Source organism: Pseudoalteromonas spongiae UST010723-006, assembly GCF_000238255.3.
GTDB lineage: Bacteria > Pseudomonadota > Gammaproteobacteria > Enterobacterales > Alteromonadaceae > Pseudoalteromonas > Pseudoalteromonas spongiae.
In genome coordinates this window covers 1181893-1199279 of sequence record NZ_CP011039.1, presented here as the reverse complement: position 1 = coordinate 1199279, position 17387 = coordinate 1181893, and the positions used below count along the sequence as shown (strand labels likewise).

Below are 17387 nucleotides of genomic sequence, written 5' to 3'. Positions count from 1 at the left end.
GCCTTAAAAACAAAAAGCATAAAAAAGGCCATTATAAATAATGGCCTACTGCGTATTTTAGCATCTGACTTTTTATCGGACTGACTTTATTGAGTCCAGCAATAGCGCCTTGTCGCAGTAGCTTTAGCGGTGTTAATTCATTAGAAAATGCAAAATAACACGCATCCATCATGCTCATCATAGCAAGATTTGGTAAACGTCGTTTTTTCTCATAATCTTTTAACGCACTCAATACATCAGCTTCTTTTAATAAACTGTTAGCTAATTGTGCCACATCTTTAAAACCTAGATTTACGCCCTGCCCTGCAAGCGGATTAATTGCATGTGCTGCATCGCCGACTAATACACATCGTCCTTTGCTGTAATTGTTTGCATGCTGGCGTGTTAACGGGAATACCGCTGTATTTAGAATCTCAAAATCCCCAGGTAACTCAGGATAATGCGTCAAAATCGCGCTTTTAAGTGACGCTTTGCTGCCAGTCGCGAGCTTATTTAGTGTATCTTCGTGGTTATACCAAATTAAATTCGCATAAGGTGCCTGCATCGGCAAAAATGCAACAGGGCCCGTTGGTTGGAACTCTTGCCATGTAATGTCTTGCTCTGGTGCATCTAGCTTTATTAACACACCCATGCATGCTTGTTGGTATTGCCAACCGGTAGTGCCAATACCCAACAGTTCTCGTGTTTTAGAGCGTGCACCGTCAGCAACAATCACTAAATCAGCGTCTATCGTATGTGATGAAAAACACACACTCACAGTGTTACTATGTTCGAGTATTCCCTCTAACGGGCCTAAATCACTTTTTACTGAAATCGCTAAATCAGCAAACGCACGCCAGATACTCGCCTGAATAATGCTATTTTCAATAATGTGTCCAAGATGGGTCTCGCCAATTTCCTCATTGGAAAATACCAAAGGTGCTTGGTGATGATCTTGTACACTCAAACGATTATATTGCACATTGCGCGCGGCCTTAACGTATTGCCATGCGCCTAAGTCTTGCAACAAATTTTCAGAGAAAAGGTTAAGTGCAGACACGCGAATATCAATTTGTTCATCTTCGAGTGTTTTTACGGCATCTATCGGTTTATTTTCCACTAACGTTATGGTGTGACCTTGTTTTGCAAGCGCCACTGCGGCCGCTGCGCCCACCATGCCGCCACCGACAATACAAATAGATAAACTCATAAGACATAATCCTTCAGATTGATATGCCGACTATTCTAACGTAAGCCTCTAACAAAAGTTTGATTTTGATTCATATTTTTTAAGAAAAATCGCGTTAAATTTAACTCATAAATTGTTTTTCTAAATAAGCACTGATGATTTTGCAAACATATTTGAATCCACCTACGCTTAAGGATAAAATACGCGTCCTTTAAGCTGTAAGTAATTTGTTGAGGCACGAAAACATGGGTAAAAAGCTGCATATCAAAACATGGGGCTGTCAAATGAACGAGTACGACTCGCAAAAAATGGCAGACCTATTAGATGCTAGCAATGGTTATGAATTAACTGAAGAAGCAGAAAATGCAGATGTTATTCTTCTAAATACGTGTTCGATTCGTGAAAAAGCACAAGAAAAAGTATTTCACCAGTTGGGCCGTTGGAAACTGTTAAAAGATGACAACCCTGATCTTGTGATTGGTGTAGGTGGTTGCGTAGCATCACAAGAAGGCGACACAATTCGCCAACGTGCACCTTTCGTAGACATTGTTTTTGGTCCACAAACATTGCACCGTCTTCCTGAAATGATCAAACAAGTGCAAGAAGAAAGCGGCTCTGTAATTGATATTTCATTCCCTGAAATCGAAAAGTTCGACCGTTTGCCTGAGCCAAAAGCTGAAGGCCCAAGCGCGTTCGTATCGATTATGGAAGGTTGTTCTAAGTACTGTACGTTCTGCGTTGTACCATACACGCGTGGTGAAGAAGTAAGCCGCCCACTTGATGACGTATTACTTGAAGTTGCGCAACTTGCCGAGCAAGGCGTACGTGAAGTAAACCTACTAGGCCAAAACGTAAATGCGTATCGTGGTGAAACTCACGATGGTGAAATTTGTTATTTTTCAGATTTACTGCGCTATGTAGCGGCAATTGATGGTATCGACCGTATTCGTTATACCACGTCGCACCCAGTAGAATTCACACCTGACATCATTGAAGCCTATGCTGATGTGCCAGAGCTTGTTGACCACTTACACTTACCTGTACAAAGCGGTTCTGACCGAGTTCTTGCATTAATGAAGCGCGGTCATACGGCGCTTGAATACAAATCAACAATTCGTAAATTACGTAAGATCCGCCCTAACCTAAGTATGAGCTCGGACTTTATTATTGGTTTCCCAGGCGAGTCGAAAGCAGATTTTGAAGCGACGATGAACCTTATCAACGATATTGGTTTTGATATGAGCTTTAGCTTTATCTACAGTGCACGCCCTGGTACGCCAGCCGCTGATTTACCTGATGATGTACCAGAATCTGAAAAGAAAGAGCGTTTATACATTTTACAAAACCGCATTACGCAAATGGCGCAAGATATCAGCCGTAAAATGTTTGCAACTGAGCAACGTATTTTAGTTGAAGGCCCATCGAAAAAGAATCCAATGGAACTTCGTGGTCGTACTGAGAACAACCGCGTAGTTAACTTCGAAGGTCCGCACTCTGTAATCGGTCAGTTTGTTGATGTAAAAATTACCGAAGCCTTACCAAATTCACTGCGTGGTGAGTTAATTCGCACTGAAGCTGAAATGGACCTACGTAAAGACGTAGCACCAAGCGATATTTTAGGTAAAGCACAAAGCCAAGAAGCGAATGAGCTGGGTGTAGCAACATTTACACCCTAAATGTTAATTTGGTGTGGCAGATGCCACACCAATCAAGGAACCCATTTTGAGTAACCAGTTAAAAACGTTAGAAACTTACCTCGAACCCTCAGACAATAAACGTCTAGCATCACTTTGTGGTCCATTCGACGAAAATATAAAACAAATCGAACGTCGACTTGGTGTGGAAATCGCCCATCGTGAAAACCACTTTAAAATCACTGGCAACGCACATAATGTGATTGCGGCAACAGAGATTATTAAAAATCTCTACATCGAAACACAACCGGTTAAAGGTATCAGCAAAGATATCGAACCAGATTTGGTGCATTTAACAATTCAAGAAACCACGGTACTCGAGCAAGACGATGATTTATATCGTGACGAACTTGTTATCAAAACCCGCCGCGGCGTTGTAAAGCCTCGTAACCCAAACCAAGCAACCTATATTAAAAACGTACTGTTGCATGATATAGCCTTTGGTATTGGCCCTGCAGGTACAGGTAAAACCTATTTGGCGGTAGCTGCGGCAGTAGATGCCCTTGAACGTCAAGAAATTCGCCGTATTTTACTTACTCGCCCTGCGGTAGAAGCAGGTGAAAAACTGGGCTTTTTACCGGGTGATTTAAGTCAAAAAGTCGACCCATACCTACGCCCGCTTTATGATGCACTTTTTGAAATGTTAGGCTTTGAGCGAGTTGAGCGTTTAATTGAAAAGAATGTGATTGAAGTTGCCCCGCTTGCCTACATGCGTGGTCGCACCTTAAACGACGCCTTTATTATTTTAGATGAAAGCCAAAACACTACCGTTGAACAAATGAAAATGTTCTTAACGCGTATTGGTTTTAACTCTAAGGCGGTGATTACTGGCGACATTACGCAGGTTGATTTACCCCGTGGTGCGCGCTCAGGGCTTCGTCATGCCATTGAAGTATTGAGCGATGTAGAAGCGATTAGCTTTAACTTCTTTAAGTCACACGATGTTGTGCGTCACCCTGTTGTTGCTGCAGTTGTAGAAGCGTACGAAAAACACGATGAAGTTGAACGCTTAAAGAAAATCGAGAAGAAAAAGCAGCAAGAGCTTGATAAAGCCAATACGCAAAATGAGTCAGACGCAACATGATAGAGCTGGATTTACAAATCGCCCATGAATGTGACGACTTGCCAACATTTGAGCAATTTGAACTTTGGGCAAATAAAGCGCTGGCAAATTTAAAGCCCGACGCCGAATTAACCATTCGCATTAGTGACGCAAACGAGAGCCAACAACTTAACCACGAATATCGCGGTAAAGATAAGCCAACAAACGTGCTGAGCTTTCCGTTTGAGGCACCACCAGGCATTGAGCTGCCATTAATTGGTGACTTAATTATTTGCCCTGAAGTTGTGTTACAAGAATCTATCGAGCAAGAAAAGGCATTTCATGACCATTTTGCGCATATGGTAGTGCATGGCTGCTTGCATTTAATGGGCTATGACCATATAGATAGCGAAGAAGCATTAGAGATGGAATCGTTAGAAAAACAGTTACTTGCTGATTTAAACATCGACGATCCCTATCGCGACTAATTTTGTTTTTGAAATTCAAACCAAATTTGGTATAACAGGCTTGGATTAGCCAATAATTAATCCTTAATTTTATTTAAATGGAGCTAATAAAGCGCTTATGAGCGACGAAAATTCGCAATCTAGTCAGGGTTCTTCTGGTAAAACTTGGTTAGACAAAATCTCCCAAATGTTACAAGGGGAACCCCAGAATAAAGAGCAGTTAGTCGAAGTTATTATCGACGCTGAAGAAAGAGATCTTATTGACCCAGAAACCAAAGATATGATGAAAGGTGTTTTGGGCGTATCTGAACTGAAAGTTCGCGATATTATGATCCCTCGCTCGCAAATGATTACACTGGATGTAGAACAAACAATTGCCGAATTGTTGCCAGTTATGGTTGAATCATCGCACTCACGCTTTCCTGTGGTATGCGAAGATAAAGATCATGTAGAAGGCATCTTACTCGCTAAAGATTTATTACCGCTTATTTTAAAAAATCAAGAAGAGCATCCACCACTTCGCGATTACTTGCGCCCAGCTGTTGTTGTGCCAGAAAGTAAACGTGTAGACACCCTACTCAACGAGTTTCGTCAACAGCGCTATCATATGGCGATTGTAATTGATGAATACGGTGGTGTTTCTGGACTTGTTACCATCGAAGATATTCTTGAAATCATCGTTGGTGAAATTGAAGATGAGCACGACGAAGAAGAAGAAACACAAGATATTCGTCAAGTTGCAAAGCACGTGTACTTAGTACAAGCGCTTACGCCACTTGAAGATTTTAATCAGCACTTTTCGACGTATTTCGATACCGATGAAGCCGGTACCATAGGTGGTATTATTCTACATGCCTTTGGTCATATGCCATCTCGTGGTGAAACCATTGAAATTGACGGAATTCAATTTAAAATCACCAACGCAGATAGCCGCCGTATTCTTCAAGTACAGGTTACATTGCCAAAAAGTGATGATACCAACGAAGACGAATCAACAGATAATTAAACGTGATCTCATCATCAATGAAAGACAAAATGCTGGCGCTTATCGCCGGCATTTTAATGGTATTTAGTTACTCACCGTTTAACCTTTGGCCAATCGCGCCCTTCGCTATTGCCACTCTTTTTTACCTTAATCGTAATGTCAGCGCTAAAACGGCTGCTAGCCATGGTTTTATCTTTGGTCTAGGTTGGTTTGGTGCGGGCATAAGTTGGGTACATGTGTCCATTGCAGAGTTTGGTGGCTTACCGCTAATTGCATCGCTCTTATTGATGGTGATATTGGTTTCGTACCTTTCGCTATACCCAACCCTTGCCTGCTGGCTTAGCCATAAATTCAGTAACAAAAACACCTTATCTATAACGTATTTGGCACTTTTTATTCCGTTATTTATCTTGATGGAATATTTACGCGGTACGCTACTTACAGGCTTTCCATGGTTAAGCTTTGGCTATACGTTAACAGACAGTCCACTTAATAGCCTTGCCCCTTGGATAGGTGAAACAGGATTAACTGCGGTGAGTTTATTACTGGGTTTTTCTATTTACGCACTGAGCCAACGCAGTTTTAAGCCTGCAGCTGTGATTGCATCTGTGCTTTTATTGGCACTCGGTTTAGTGCATTTTTCGCCTTCTGTAAGCTACAGAGATAAATCGATTGATGTCGTACTGGTGCAAGGCAACATCAAACAAGAGTTACGCTTCGCGCCTGAGAACTTCTGGCCAACCATGGCGAAATATCAAGATATGACTCGTCCAAATTGGCAGGCGGATCTAATCGTCTGGCCCGAGGCTGCTATTCCTGAGATTGAAGTACTAGTAGACGATTACCTTGGTAATCTTGATAAAGCAGCGGCATTTAATAATACCGCGCTTATTACCGGCATTATTGATTATCAGCTCGGTACAAAAACGGTTTATAACAATTTAATTGTAGTAGGCAAAAAGCATGCTGATGACCAACAGGGCCATTACCGTTATTTGCATCACAATCGCTATAACAAGCACCAATTACTTCCCATTGGTGAGTTTGTACCGTTTGAAGAAATATTAAGACCGATTGCACCGCTGTTTGACCTTGACCATTCTTCATTCACCCGAGGCGAAGCAAAGCAAGCTAATTTAATTGCTAATGGTTATCATGTTTTACCGGCGATTTGTTATGAAATTGCATTTAGTAGCTTAGTACGTGGTAACTATCAGCAAGATTCTGATATTTTATTTACGGTAAGTAATGATGCATGGTTTGGTAATTCTCACGGCCCCCACCAGCATATGCAAATTGCACGCATGCGTGCCCTTGAATTGGGTATGCCCTTGGTTCGTGTCACCAATAACGGCGTAAGCGGCGTTTACGACCCAATCGCTAAACACGGACAATATTTACCCCAATTTGAAGCGGCGTTAGAGCGCTTTACCCTACCACTCACCACTGGTAAAACATTTTACAGCCAGTATGGCGACCGTGCGTTATACATCGCTCTACTGCTTTGTTTTATTGCAAGTTTAATTATCCAACGGCAAAAACAAAAAAGCATGTCATAATCAATGACGACGTTATTGTGTTATCACACCATGACGTCTAAATTTAATGTGTTACCTTTTTTGTCAGATACTTAAGGCACACATTTGCTTAAACAGCCCGATTCGCCATTGCGCTTTAGTAAAACCATCGTCATTACGATTTTGCTGAGCGCATTTATTCATCTGTTAACCTTTGCTCTAGCAAAGACCACCTTGTCTCAATGGCGTTGGCAACATATTCCATTTCATAGCGCAGTGGAAGTAATCGGTGGCGTTATTGCGCTATTAGTATGTTTTCTATTAATCAATTTGGAACAAAGTAAACGCGGTACTAGCTTTAATTTAGTTATCGCTGCGGCGATTGGCGCGATGGGTGTCTTCGATATTGCCCATGCTTTAGTCAAACCGGGAAACTTATTTGTTTGGTTACATTCGTTGGCCACATTTTTTGGCGGGCTACTCTTCGCATTAGTAATGCTTAAGCCGAAATTTACAAATGCCATCAGCACACGCTTTGTCTATGTGACTTTGCTATTTAGCCTCATTATTTCGATAGTTTCGATTATCTTTCCACAACAAGTACCCATTATGGTGCAGCAAACACGCTTTACCTCATTAGCTACCCTTATGAACGTGTTTGGTGGTATTGCCTTGTTATTCGCTGCAATCAAGCTTTTCTTTGTTTATAAACAATTTAATAAAAGTGATGACTTACTGTTTATTTTACACTGCTCAATGTTTGGCTTTGCCGCTATCATGTTTCAACAATCATTCTTATGGGATGTTTCATGGTGGGGATGGCACTTACTGAGGCTATTAGCGTATGGCGTGGCATTATGGTTTGCCCTGCAAAACGAGCGATACTTGTTTCTTCAGTTGCAAAGCTCTAACGAGTCGTTATTACAGCAAGAGAAAGCCACACAAGCATCTCTCGACAGCGCAAAAAAACGTATCGCAATCACCGAACAACAGCAAGCCGCGGTACTTGCTAGCCTCTCAGATGCAATTATCGTTATTAACCAAAAAGGCCATATTAAACTCTTCTCAACAAGTGCCGAGTCTATGTTTGGTTGGCAATCACGTGATGTGCTTGGCAAGAACGTTACCTTGCTAATGAATAGCGAGTTTGCAGAAAAGCACGACGAGTTTGTTGCCAACTATCGCGTTAAACAATCCCCCTCTGCTATTGGTAAAAATCGTGATTTAATTGCAAAACGTAAAAATGGCGATGAGTTTCCCATTGAATTAACGATTAGCCACATTTTACTCGACGAAGAACACCACTTTGTAGGCGTAATACGTGATATTACTGAGCGCAAAGAGCAAGAGCGTTTAATAAAGCACGCGAAAGAAGTCGCCGAAAGTGCCAACAATGCGAAAAGTGCCTTTTTGGCTAACACCAGCCATGAAATACGCACACCAATGAACGGTGTATATGGCAATTTACAACTGTTAAATGAAATGCAACTCAATAAAGTAGCAAATGGCTATGTCAAAGATGCGCTCGATTCAACAAAAGCATTAATGACCGTGGTAAACGATATTCTTGATTTTTCGAAAATTGAAGCCGGTAAATTATCGTTAGAGCGCACACCATTTAAACTTAGTGAGCTACTCGCTAATTTACATGCAGATCTGATCCAAACTGCGCTGGCGAAAAACATCGCGCTTAATATTTTAAATCAGGTAGAACACGACCTATGGATTGGCGATCCAGCACGTATTAAGCAAGTGCTACTAAATATCTGTTCTAATGCGATTAAATTTACCCAACAAGGCAGCGTTACTCTGTCAATTTTGCCAAATACCGATAAACCACATATTACATTTTTAGTTAATGACACTGGCATTGGTATGAGTGAAAAAAGCATTGATAAACTATACCATCGTTTTGAACAAGCTGACGATTCCATTACCCGGAACTATGGTGGCACAGGCCTTGGTATGCCAATCGCACAATCGTTAATAAAACTGATGAGTGGCAGCATAAGTGTTACGAGTGAATTGAATAAAGGCACAAACTTTACAATTGATATTCCACTGACAAAGGCCAAAGAGGATGCACAAAATCGCCACACACAAGCCGAAGAAATTATCAACCTTAGCGAAAAGCGCGTATTGCTAGTTGAAGACAATCCAATTAACCAAGTATTAGTTAAGGCAATGTTACAGCCAACACAAGCGCAACTAACAATAGTGAACAATGGTTTACAAGCATTAGAAACGGTGAGCGGATCTTTTGATTTAATCTTAATGGATATGCAAATGCCGGTTATGGATGGCAAAACCGCAACCACCAAAATCAGAGAAAACGATACCAGCACGCCAATCATCGCACTCACCGCGAATATTATGCAGTCGGATATTCAAAGCTATCGCGAGATTGGATGTAATGACTGGATTGGAAAACCAATAGAAAAAACCCTGTTGTTAGACAAGTTACAGCAGTACTTAAAATAAAAAAGCAGCGATCCCGCTGCTTTTATTGGTTTATTAGCTAAGTGTTTATTCTTCAACACCGCCATTAATCACTTCAGCAAAATGGCTTAAGCGACGCAGCGCTAAGTCGTGAATGGTATCCTTACCATAAGTGCCTTTCGCAGAGAGTTCACCAGCTTGTTTACCTAGTAAGATTTCAAACGCCTGATCAACTGTACTCACCGCGTAAATACTAAACAGCCCTTTCTCAACCGCTTCCAGCACTTGCGCATTAAGCACTAAATTATGCACATTAGATTGCGGCACAATCACGCCTTGAGCACCATTTAAACCGCGCATCTGACAGAGCTTAAAGAAGCCTTCAATTTTTTCGTTCACACCGCCAATTGCCTGCACTTCACCGTGTTGGTTAATTGAGCCAGTGAGCGCAATGCCTTGATTAATCGGTAAACGCGTGATGGCTGAAACCAATGCGCACAACTCAGCAAGTGATGCACTATCACCATCAATCGAACCATAACTTTGTTCGATGGCAATGTTCGCACTCAAGGTCAGTGCAAAATCTTGCGCGTATTTATTGCCCAAATAACCCGTAAGTAACATTACGCCTTTACTGTGAATTGATTTACCGAGGTCAGCTTCACGCTCAATATCAACAATGCCATCACTGCCTGCGTAGACGGTCGCGGTAATGCGCGCTGGCGTACCGAAGCTGGTATCTCCGATATGCAGCACTGTTAAACCATTAACACAGCCCACTTGTGTACCTTCTGTTTGTATAAGCACATGACCTTCTTTAATTTCAGTCATAAAAGATTCGCTTATTTGCCCGGTACGATATTGTTTACCAGCAAGCGCTTCGTCTATATGCGCCGCTTTAATTGTGGTTTCGCCATCTTGCCGTGCAAAAAACGCGGCTTCGTTGGTTAATTCAATCACATCGGCAAAGCGTGCTGAAAGCTTGCGTTGGTGTTCAGCTTGGCGGTGACTAAAACGCAGAAGCGCTGCAAACGCATGGGCCGAAAGTGACATTTTCAGTGTTTCTGTCGCATATTTTTGCACCCGACTGATCAGTTGGAACTGATATTTATCGGTTGCCGGAATATGATAATCAAAATCGGCGAGCACACGAAAAAGTTCATTAAACTCATCATCATACTCTTGCATTACGTAATACAAATCACGTGAACCAAGCAATATTATTTTTACATCAAGCGGAATAAGCTGTGGTTTTAACGTGAAACTTGCACCCACACTTGAATCTTGAGCAGCAAGATCTGTTTTAATTTGCTTACTCTTTAAACTTAATTTTAGTGCGTCCCAAACTTGGCTATTAGCCATCAGTTTTTCCGCATCCATCACTAAATAACCACCATTAGCACGATGTAGCGCCCCCGATTGAATCGAGCGGAAACTGGTAACAATGGAACCTGATTGCGAGGTGTATTCTACTTTGCCAAAAATATTGCCAAACGTTGGATTTGGCTCATAGACAACAGGTGCGCCCTCTTCTTTGTGGCTCACTAAAATGTTTGGCGCAATGTATTCCGTTAGCATTGCGCGCTTATCTAAGTCTTCTTTATTATTTTCGTCGCTCTCTTCAGCCAGCCACTCTAATACTGCGTCTATTAACTCAGCTTTAAGGTCTTTTAAATACTTCACAATGCCTAAATGGCTGGTGTATTTGTGCTCTAAATCTTTTAGCAGTGGTTTTATTGCGGTTTCTACCGTTTTTTGCTTTAGTTCGCGTAGCTTTTCCGATGATTCACGTTTCCATCTTGGCAATTCAATTAGCGCTTCATTAAGTGCATTTTCTAAGCGAGATATTACATCGTAAAAGTACTGCTTTTGCTCGTCATCAAGGCTTGAAAACTCAGCGTCATCTAACTGTTTACCATCAATTACCGGGGCAAAGCTGATCACGCCCGACTCTTCAAATAACGCCACGTTATGTTGGTTAGCAATTTTTTCTACGATCTCGAGCGCTTCATCGTATTTCTCGTTGAAACTACTATCAATGGCTTTCTTTTGACGTTGGTAATTAGGGTTATCAAATGCGGCTGGAAAGGTATCTAAAATCTCATCAATAAATGAATCAATATCCTCACTAAATAGCTTACCTTCGCCTGCAGCCATAAAAATCGCACTTGGCTGACGGTGTTCGTCAAAGTTGTTTAAATAAAGCCAATCCGGTGGGGTTTGTTTGGTGCGACTTTGCGCAGCTAGTTTTTCTTGCACCATGGTAAAACGACCTAGAGCCGGTTCACCCATCACGTAAATATTGTAACCTGGCAGCTCCATTCCTAGCGCAAAATCAATGGCACTTTGTGCACGCTTTTGTCCAATAATTGTGTATTCATCAGGATATGCTTGCGCCATGCAAGTTTCTATTGCGTGCAATTCTATTTGCGGTGCAAGTACATCAACACCAAGTTTATTCTGTTCGCCAATTTTCATAATACTACCGTCCTTATTAGCGCTTGCTCGCTATAGCTTTTGTGTGAGTCTACTTAAGTCCTTAAAAAATAACATCAGAAAGTTAAAAATATTTATGGCGCGCTGGCGATACGATGAAACTCAATGGCATCACACTCTATACACGCGCTTAATTGGCTTGGATGCGTGATGTGTTTCACTTCACCACAGGCTTTACATTGAAACTCACCAAACGATACCCACTCGCCTTGTTTGTAAACACCATTGTGCTCAAAGTCATCAAGTAATAGTGACCATTCTAATTGGGTTTTATCAACTAAATGTGACAGCGCTAACCACCACTCTTCATTAAATTCTTCATTTGCGAAGTCATTGTCTTTTTGCGCCTTTCTGAGCCGGTTAAACTCCTCAATATCACGTTTTACGTAATAACTGTAATCTTCTATTTGCTCTTTTGAATATTTGCCAAGGGCTGCCAGCTCTTTTTGAAAGTCATAGAAGGCTTTTTGCAAGCTTTTAAGCTCATGATCGTTTACATCCTGTAACCACTGTTGAAAGCGCTTTAAATAATTGTCGTAACTGTCTTTCATTTTATTCCTCCTTTTGCTGTTTCTATAAGTATAGTAGCGATATAAAAAATATCTTGTATCAAACAGTTAACTGCTTATTAAAACAACAATCAAGTAGCAAAATCAAATGGCTTTTAAGGTGCGATTAAAGACTCAAAAAACTTACTTTTAATACACTGCTAAGGGTGTATTAGCGCCGCAATTTACGCTATGCTAAGCGCCAATTTTTATTTATTTTGCAAGTAGTTTGGAAATTAGAATGCAAGAGCAATACAGCCCGCAGGATATCGAACAAAAAGTTCAAAAATATTGGGATGAAAATCAAACATTTAAAGTAACTGAGCAAGAAGGCAAAGAAAAGTTTTACTGCCTCTCAATGTTCCCTTACCCAAGTGGTCGCCTGCACATGGGTCACGTACGTAACTACACCATTGGTGATGTAGTATCACGTTTCCAACGCTTGCAAGGCAAAAACGTAATGCAACCTATGGGTTGGGATGCATTTGGTCTACCTGCTGAAAACGCCGCAATTAAAAACAACACGGCACCGGCAAAATGGACTTACGAAAACATTGACTACATGCGCAACCAGTTAAAGCAACTTGGTTTTGGTTACGACTGGGATCGTGAAATCGCGACCTGTCACCCTGAGTACTACAAGTGGGAACAATGGTTTTTCACAAAACTGTACGAAAAAGGCCTTGTATACAAAAAAATGTCAACGGTTAACTGGGATCCAGTAGACCAAACCGTACTTGCAAACGAACAAGTTATTGACGGTCGTGGTTGGCGTTCAGGTGCCGTTGTAGAGCAAAAAGAAATCCCGCAGTGGTTTATTAAAATTACTGACTATGCACAAGAGCTACTTGACGACTTAGACAAACTTGAGCACTGGCCTGAGCAAGTTAAAACCATGCAGCGCAACTGGATTGGTCGCTCTGAAGGGTTAGAAATCGACTTTAAACGTGCTGATAACGGTGAAACATTCACTGTGTACACAACACGTCCAGATACCTTTATGGGCGTAACCTATGTTGGTGTTGCAGCCGGTCACCCAATTGCACAAGAAGCTGCTAAAAATAATCCAGCGGTTGCTGCCTTCGTTGAAGAATGTAAAAACACCAAAGTTGCTGAAGCCGATATGGCAACAATGGAGAAAAAAGGCATCGACACTGGCTTTAAAGCAATTCACCCATTAACTGGCGAAGAAGTACCGGTATGGGCTGCTAACTTTGTACTAATGGACTACGGTTCGGGTGCAGTAATGGCAGTACCAGGTCACGACCAACGTGACTTTGAATTTGCTACCGCCTACGGCCTTGAAATCAAGCAAGTTATTGCACCTGTTGAAGGTTCTGAACTAACAGCAGATATCGCCAATGAAGCATTCACTGAAAAAGGCGTGTTAATTAACTCTGGCGAATTTGATGGCCTTGAGTTTGAAGCAGCATTTAATGCTATTGCCGATAAACTTGAAGGTATCGGCGCAGGTAAGCGCAAAGTTAACTTCCGTCTGCGTGACTGGGGTGTAAGCCGTCAGCGTTACTGGGGTTCACCAATCCCAATGTTAAACAAAGAAGACGGCTCTGAGCTTGCAGCTACAGAAGACATGTTGCCAGTGCGCCTGCCTGAAGATGTAGTAATGAATGGTGTTACATCACCAATCAAAGCTGACCCTGAATGGGCGAAAGCAACCGTTAACGGCGAGCAAGTATTCCACGAAACAGATACATTCGATACGTTTATGGAATCGTCTTGGTACTACGCACGCTACTGTAGCCCGCGCTACGATGAAGGCATGTTAGAGCCTGGTGCAGCTAACTACTGGCTTCCAGTAAACCAGTATATCGGTGGTATTGAGCACGCTATTTTGCATTTACTTTATGCGCGTTTCTTCCACAAGCTATTACGTGATTTTGGCCTAGTAAATTCAGATGAGCCGTTCGAACGTTTATTATGTCAGGGCATGGTATTAGCAGAAACCTTCTTCCGTAAAGACGAGAAAGGCGGCGACGTTTGGATTGCACCAAGCGACGTTGAAAGCGAAAAAGACGACAAAGGTCGCGTTGTAAAAGCATGGCACAAAGACGACGGCCAACCAGTTGAATCTGCTGGTATGAGCAAAATGTCTAAATCGAAAAATAACGGTATTGACCCACAAACGGTTATTAACCAATACGGCGCCGATACAGTGCGTTTATTTATGATGTTTACCGCGCCACCAGAGCAAACGTTAGAATGGTCTGATTCAGGTGTAGAAGGTGCACATCGCTTTATTAAACGTGTCTGGAAATACGCAACTGAAGTAATGGCAAATGAGCGTACTACCCTTGATAGTGCTTCGCTTTCAAACGAGCAAAAAGTGCTTCGTCGTGAATTACATAAAGCAATTGCGAAAGTGTCTGATGACTTAGATCGTCGTCAAACATTTAACACAGCGATTGCCGCGGTTATGGAGTTACTTAACAAGCTTGTTAAAGCGCCATTAAACGATAGCAACGATATCGCGATTGGTTATGAAGCGCTTGAAGCATTAATCGTGATGCTTTCACCTATCACACCGCACGTGTGTCATGAATTATGGCTAAACCTTGGCAAGCAAGGTGAAGTCGTTGATGCACCATGGCCTGTGGTTGATCAATCAGCGATGGTTGAAGACGAAAAGCTAGTTGTAGTGCAGGTTAACGGTAAAGTACGCGGTAAAATTACCGTTGCTGCTGACGCAGACCAAGACGCGGTTGAAAAAGCAGCGTTTGCAGAACCTAATGTGACTAAATTCACAGACGGTTTAACTATTCGCAAGGTTATCTTTATTAAAGGTAAATTGCTAAACGTGGTTGCAAACTAATGTTTGCACCACGCTTTTTACAAAACACAGCATTATTGCTGTGTTTTGTGCTTTTAGTTGGCTGCGGTTTTAAATTGCGCACCGCATCAGTATTACCAGACGATCTGCAAAACTTAGTGGTCACGGCGACAAACCCTGACTCTCAGCTTTTTACCGAGCTACAAAACAGTTTAGCGCTGAGCAATATTAATACTGATTCAAAGCACGCTACCGCTGAGCTAAAGCTACTAAAAGACTCTCTTAACCGTCGTACACTAAGTTTATTTCCAAACGGCCAAGTAGCCGAGCATGAACTTATTTACACTGTCAGTTACCAACTTATTCGTGACCAGCAAAAGCCAATTACCAATAGCTTTGAGCTTACCCGTAATTATCAAGACGATCCTGATAACGCGCTAGCAAAATCAAGAGAAATGGAATTGATCCTGTCAGAATTGCGCCAACAAGCAAGTAACTTGATTATTCGTCAGTTAGGCCAATATTAATGCGTATTTATCCGAACCAATTAGTTGCTCAGTTAAAACAAGGCTTAACGCCTTTTTACTTACTTTTTGGTGAAGAAGCATTTTTATTAAACCAAGCTGCAAACCAAGTTAAATCAATTGCAAAAGCACAAGGGTTTGATGAGGTCATTCGCTTTGCCGCTTCTCCCCAGTTTGACTGGCAAGAAATTGTGCAAGAATATGCAAGTTTGTCACTCTTTGCTAATCGCAAAATTATCGAATTAGAACTTGGTGACAGCAAGCCCAATGCTGCAGCCAGCAAGTTATTACAAACGCTTGCGCAAAACCCAAACCCCGATTGCATTCTCGTTATCAAAGGCGAAAAAGTGGGTAACGATATTCAACGTGGCGCATGGTTTAAAGCATTGGATAAACACGGGTTATTTGTGCCGTGTTACCCGCTTCAAGGAAAGCAGTTATTTGCGTGGCTTGAACAGCAGTGCCAAAGTTTGAATTTGCGATTATCTGCTGATGCTAAAACCCTATTGGTTGACTACAACCAAGATAATTTGTTCGCAATATCTCAAGAACTTGAAAAGCTCTCTTTACTCAATATTTCTGGTGAAATTAACGCCCAAACATTAGCACCAACGCTGGTCAATCAGTCGCGTTTAGACGTATTTGATTTAAGCGACGCCCTATTAAAAGGCGACAGTGTTCAGATCAGCAAAGTAATGCTTAAGCTAAAACAAGAAAACGTCGAACCAACCATTATTTTATGGGCACTGGTACGCGAGTTTGAAAGCTTACAAGCAATGCAACAAGCAATAGCAAACGGCGAATCATTCAATGCAATTTTCAGCCAATTTAAGGTGTGGAAAAATAAGCAAGCCATTACAGAGCAAGCATTAAGGCGTTTAACACACGTTGAACTAAACGCGCTCGGTGATGTACTGGCCGAATTTGATTTAGCCTACAAACAACACCAGCATATTGATGCCTACCAACACTTACTGCATATTGCTCTAATGTTTGTTGGTCCTCTGCCCTTTTCTGTACCGTTTAACGCAAAAGTAGAACAATACGCCAACCTATGATTGTTATTTTAGGTGGCACATTTGACCCAATACACACCGGGCACCTTGCATTAGCGAAACAAGCGGATCAAACACTAGCGCCAAGCAAAGTACTGTTTATGCCGTGCAAGCAACCTGTACATAAAGCCACGTCGGGTATAACAAGCGCGCACCGCATTAATATGATTAAACTCGCAATTAAAGATGAGGCTAACTTTGCGATTGATTTGCGTGAAATAAACCGCGAAACACCAAGTTATGCGCTAGAAAGCCTAATTAGCTTCAGACATGAATACCCGAAAGTACCTTTATTTTTTATTATCGGAATGGATTCACTCAACACCTTGCATAAATGGCATAAATGGCAAGACTGTATCAGCAATAGCAACTTTTTAGTCTTTCAACGACCGGGCGAAACATTTCAACCGAACCCTGAAGTTGCGCCGTTTATTAGTGGCGATATTAACGATGCGATAAAAGACTTACCGCTTGCCGGTCATATCTTTCTTGCACAGCACCAGCAAGTTGCCATTTCATCCTCGGCACTGCGTACAAATCTTACCCAATACAAAAATGATTTCCTGCCAGAAGCGGTTTCTGACTATATAAAACAGCATCGTCTCTACCAATAAACCCTCTGCACGTGTTAAAATTTGACAATTAAGCCAAATAAACCAATTAC

Annotated in this window: 13 protein-coding genes; 10 read left to right on the top strand and 3 right to left on the bottom strand. The window is 41.7% G+C overall.

Annotated elements, in window-relative coordinates; genetic code table 11:
• Positions 1-31: 31 nt before the first annotated feature.
• Positions 32-1189: an FAD-dependent oxidoreductase gene (locus tag PSPO_RS05685; protein ID WP_010560396.1), complete on the bottom strand. Its 1158-nt coding sequence runs from the start codon at positions 1187-1189 to the stop codon at positions 32-34.
• 224 nt (positions 1190-1413) lie between these two features.
• Between PSPO_RS05685 and miaB the strand changes: the two genes are divergently transcribed.
• The 6 genes from miaB to PSPO_RS05655 all read left to right on the top strand — a co-directional run bounded on the left by miaB (position 1414) and on the right by PSPO_RS05655 (position 9354).
• The gene (gene miaB, locus PSPO_RS05680; protein ID WP_010560397.1) at positions 1414-2844 is read left to right on the top strand and encodes a tRNA (N6-isopentenyl adenosine(37)-C2)-methylthiotransferase MiaB; all 1431 of its coding nucleotides are present in this window, start codon (positions 1414-1416) and stop codon (positions 2842-2844) included.
• A gap of 46 nt (positions 2845-2890) precedes the next feature.
• A complete protein-coding gene (locus PSPO_RS05675; RefSeq protein ID WP_010560398.1) occupies positions 2891-3946 on the top strand; it encodes a PhoH family protein in 1056 nt (351 codons plus the stop codon).
• Positions 3943-4392, top strand: coding sequence for an rRNA maturation RNase YbeY (gene ybeY, locus PSPO_RS05670; protein WP_010560399.1), 450 nt, complete (start codon positions 3943-3945; stop codon positions 4390-4392). The genes PSPO_RS05675 and ybeY overlap by 4 nt, the downstream gene beginning before the upstream one ends.
• Before the next feature lie 97 nt (positions 4393-4489).
• Complete coding sequence (gene corC, locus PSPO_RS05665; protein ID WP_010560400.1) at positions 4490-5377, top strand: CNNM family magnesium/cobalt transport protein CorC; 888 nt, start codon at positions 4490-4492, stop codon at positions 5375-5377.
• 29 nt (positions 5378-5406) lie between these two features.
• A complete protein-coding gene (gene lnt / locus PSPO_RS05660) occupies positions 5407-6915 on the top strand; it encodes an apolipoprotein N-acyltransferase (RefSeq protein ID WP_010560401.1) in 1509 nt (502 codons plus the stop codon).
• 84 nt (positions 6916-6999) lie between these two features.
• Positions 7000-9354 (top strand): ATP-binding protein, encoded by a 2355-nt coding sequence (locus PSPO_RS05655; protein ID WP_010560402.1) that lies wholly within the window; start codon positions 7000-7002, stop codon positions 9352-9354.
• 45 nt (positions 9355-9399) lie between these two features.
• Here PSPO_RS05655 and PSPO_RS05650 read toward each other — a convergent pair whose 3' ends face one another.
• On the bottom strand, positions 9400-11790 hold the full coding sequence (locus PSPO_RS05650) for a Lon protease family protein (RefSeq protein ID WP_010560403.1): 2391 nt from the start codon (positions 11788-11790) through the stop codon (positions 9400-9402).
• A 92-nt stretch (positions 11791-11882) separates the two neighbouring features.
• Positions 11883-12359, bottom strand: coding sequence for a zinc ribbon-containing protein (locus tag PSPO_RS05645; protein ID WP_010560404.1), 477 nt, complete (start codon positions 12357-12359; stop codon positions 11883-11885).
• Between the two features lie 238 nt (positions 12360-12597).
• Between PSPO_RS05645 and leuS the strand changes: the two genes are divergently transcribed.
• The 4 genes from leuS to nadD are packed head-to-tail and all read left to right on the top strand — an operon-like array spanning position 12598 to position 17337.
• Positions 12598-15186: a leucine--tRNA ligase gene (gene leuS / locus PSPO_RS05640; RefSeq protein ID WP_010560405.1), complete on the top strand. Its 2589-nt coding sequence runs from the start codon at positions 12598-12600 to the stop codon at positions 15184-15186.
• Positions 15186-15671: an LPS-assembly lipoprotein LptE gene (locus PSPO_RS05635; RefSeq protein WP_010560406.1), complete on the top strand. Its 486-nt coding sequence runs from the start codon at positions 15186-15188 to the stop codon at positions 15669-15671. Before leuS ends, PSPO_RS05635 begins: the two co-directional genes overlap by 1 nt.
• Positions 15671-16726 carry a DNA polymerase III subunit delta gene (holA, locus tag PSPO_RS05630; protein WP_010560407.1) on the top strand — a complete coding sequence of 352 codons (1056 nt, stop codon included), beginning with the start codon at positions 15671-15673 and terminating at the stop codon, positions 16724-16726. The genes PSPO_RS05635 and holA overlap by 1 nt, the downstream gene beginning before the upstream one ends.
• The gene (gene nadD / locus PSPO_RS05625; protein ID WP_010560408.1) at positions 16723-17337 is read left to right on the top strand and encodes a nicotinate-nucleotide adenylyltransferase; all 615 of its coding nucleotides are present in this window, start codon (positions 16723-16725) and stop codon (positions 17335-17337) included. The genes holA and nadD overlap by 4 nt, the downstream gene beginning before the upstream one ends.
• The last annotated feature ends 50 nt before the right edge of the window (positions 17338-17387 follow it).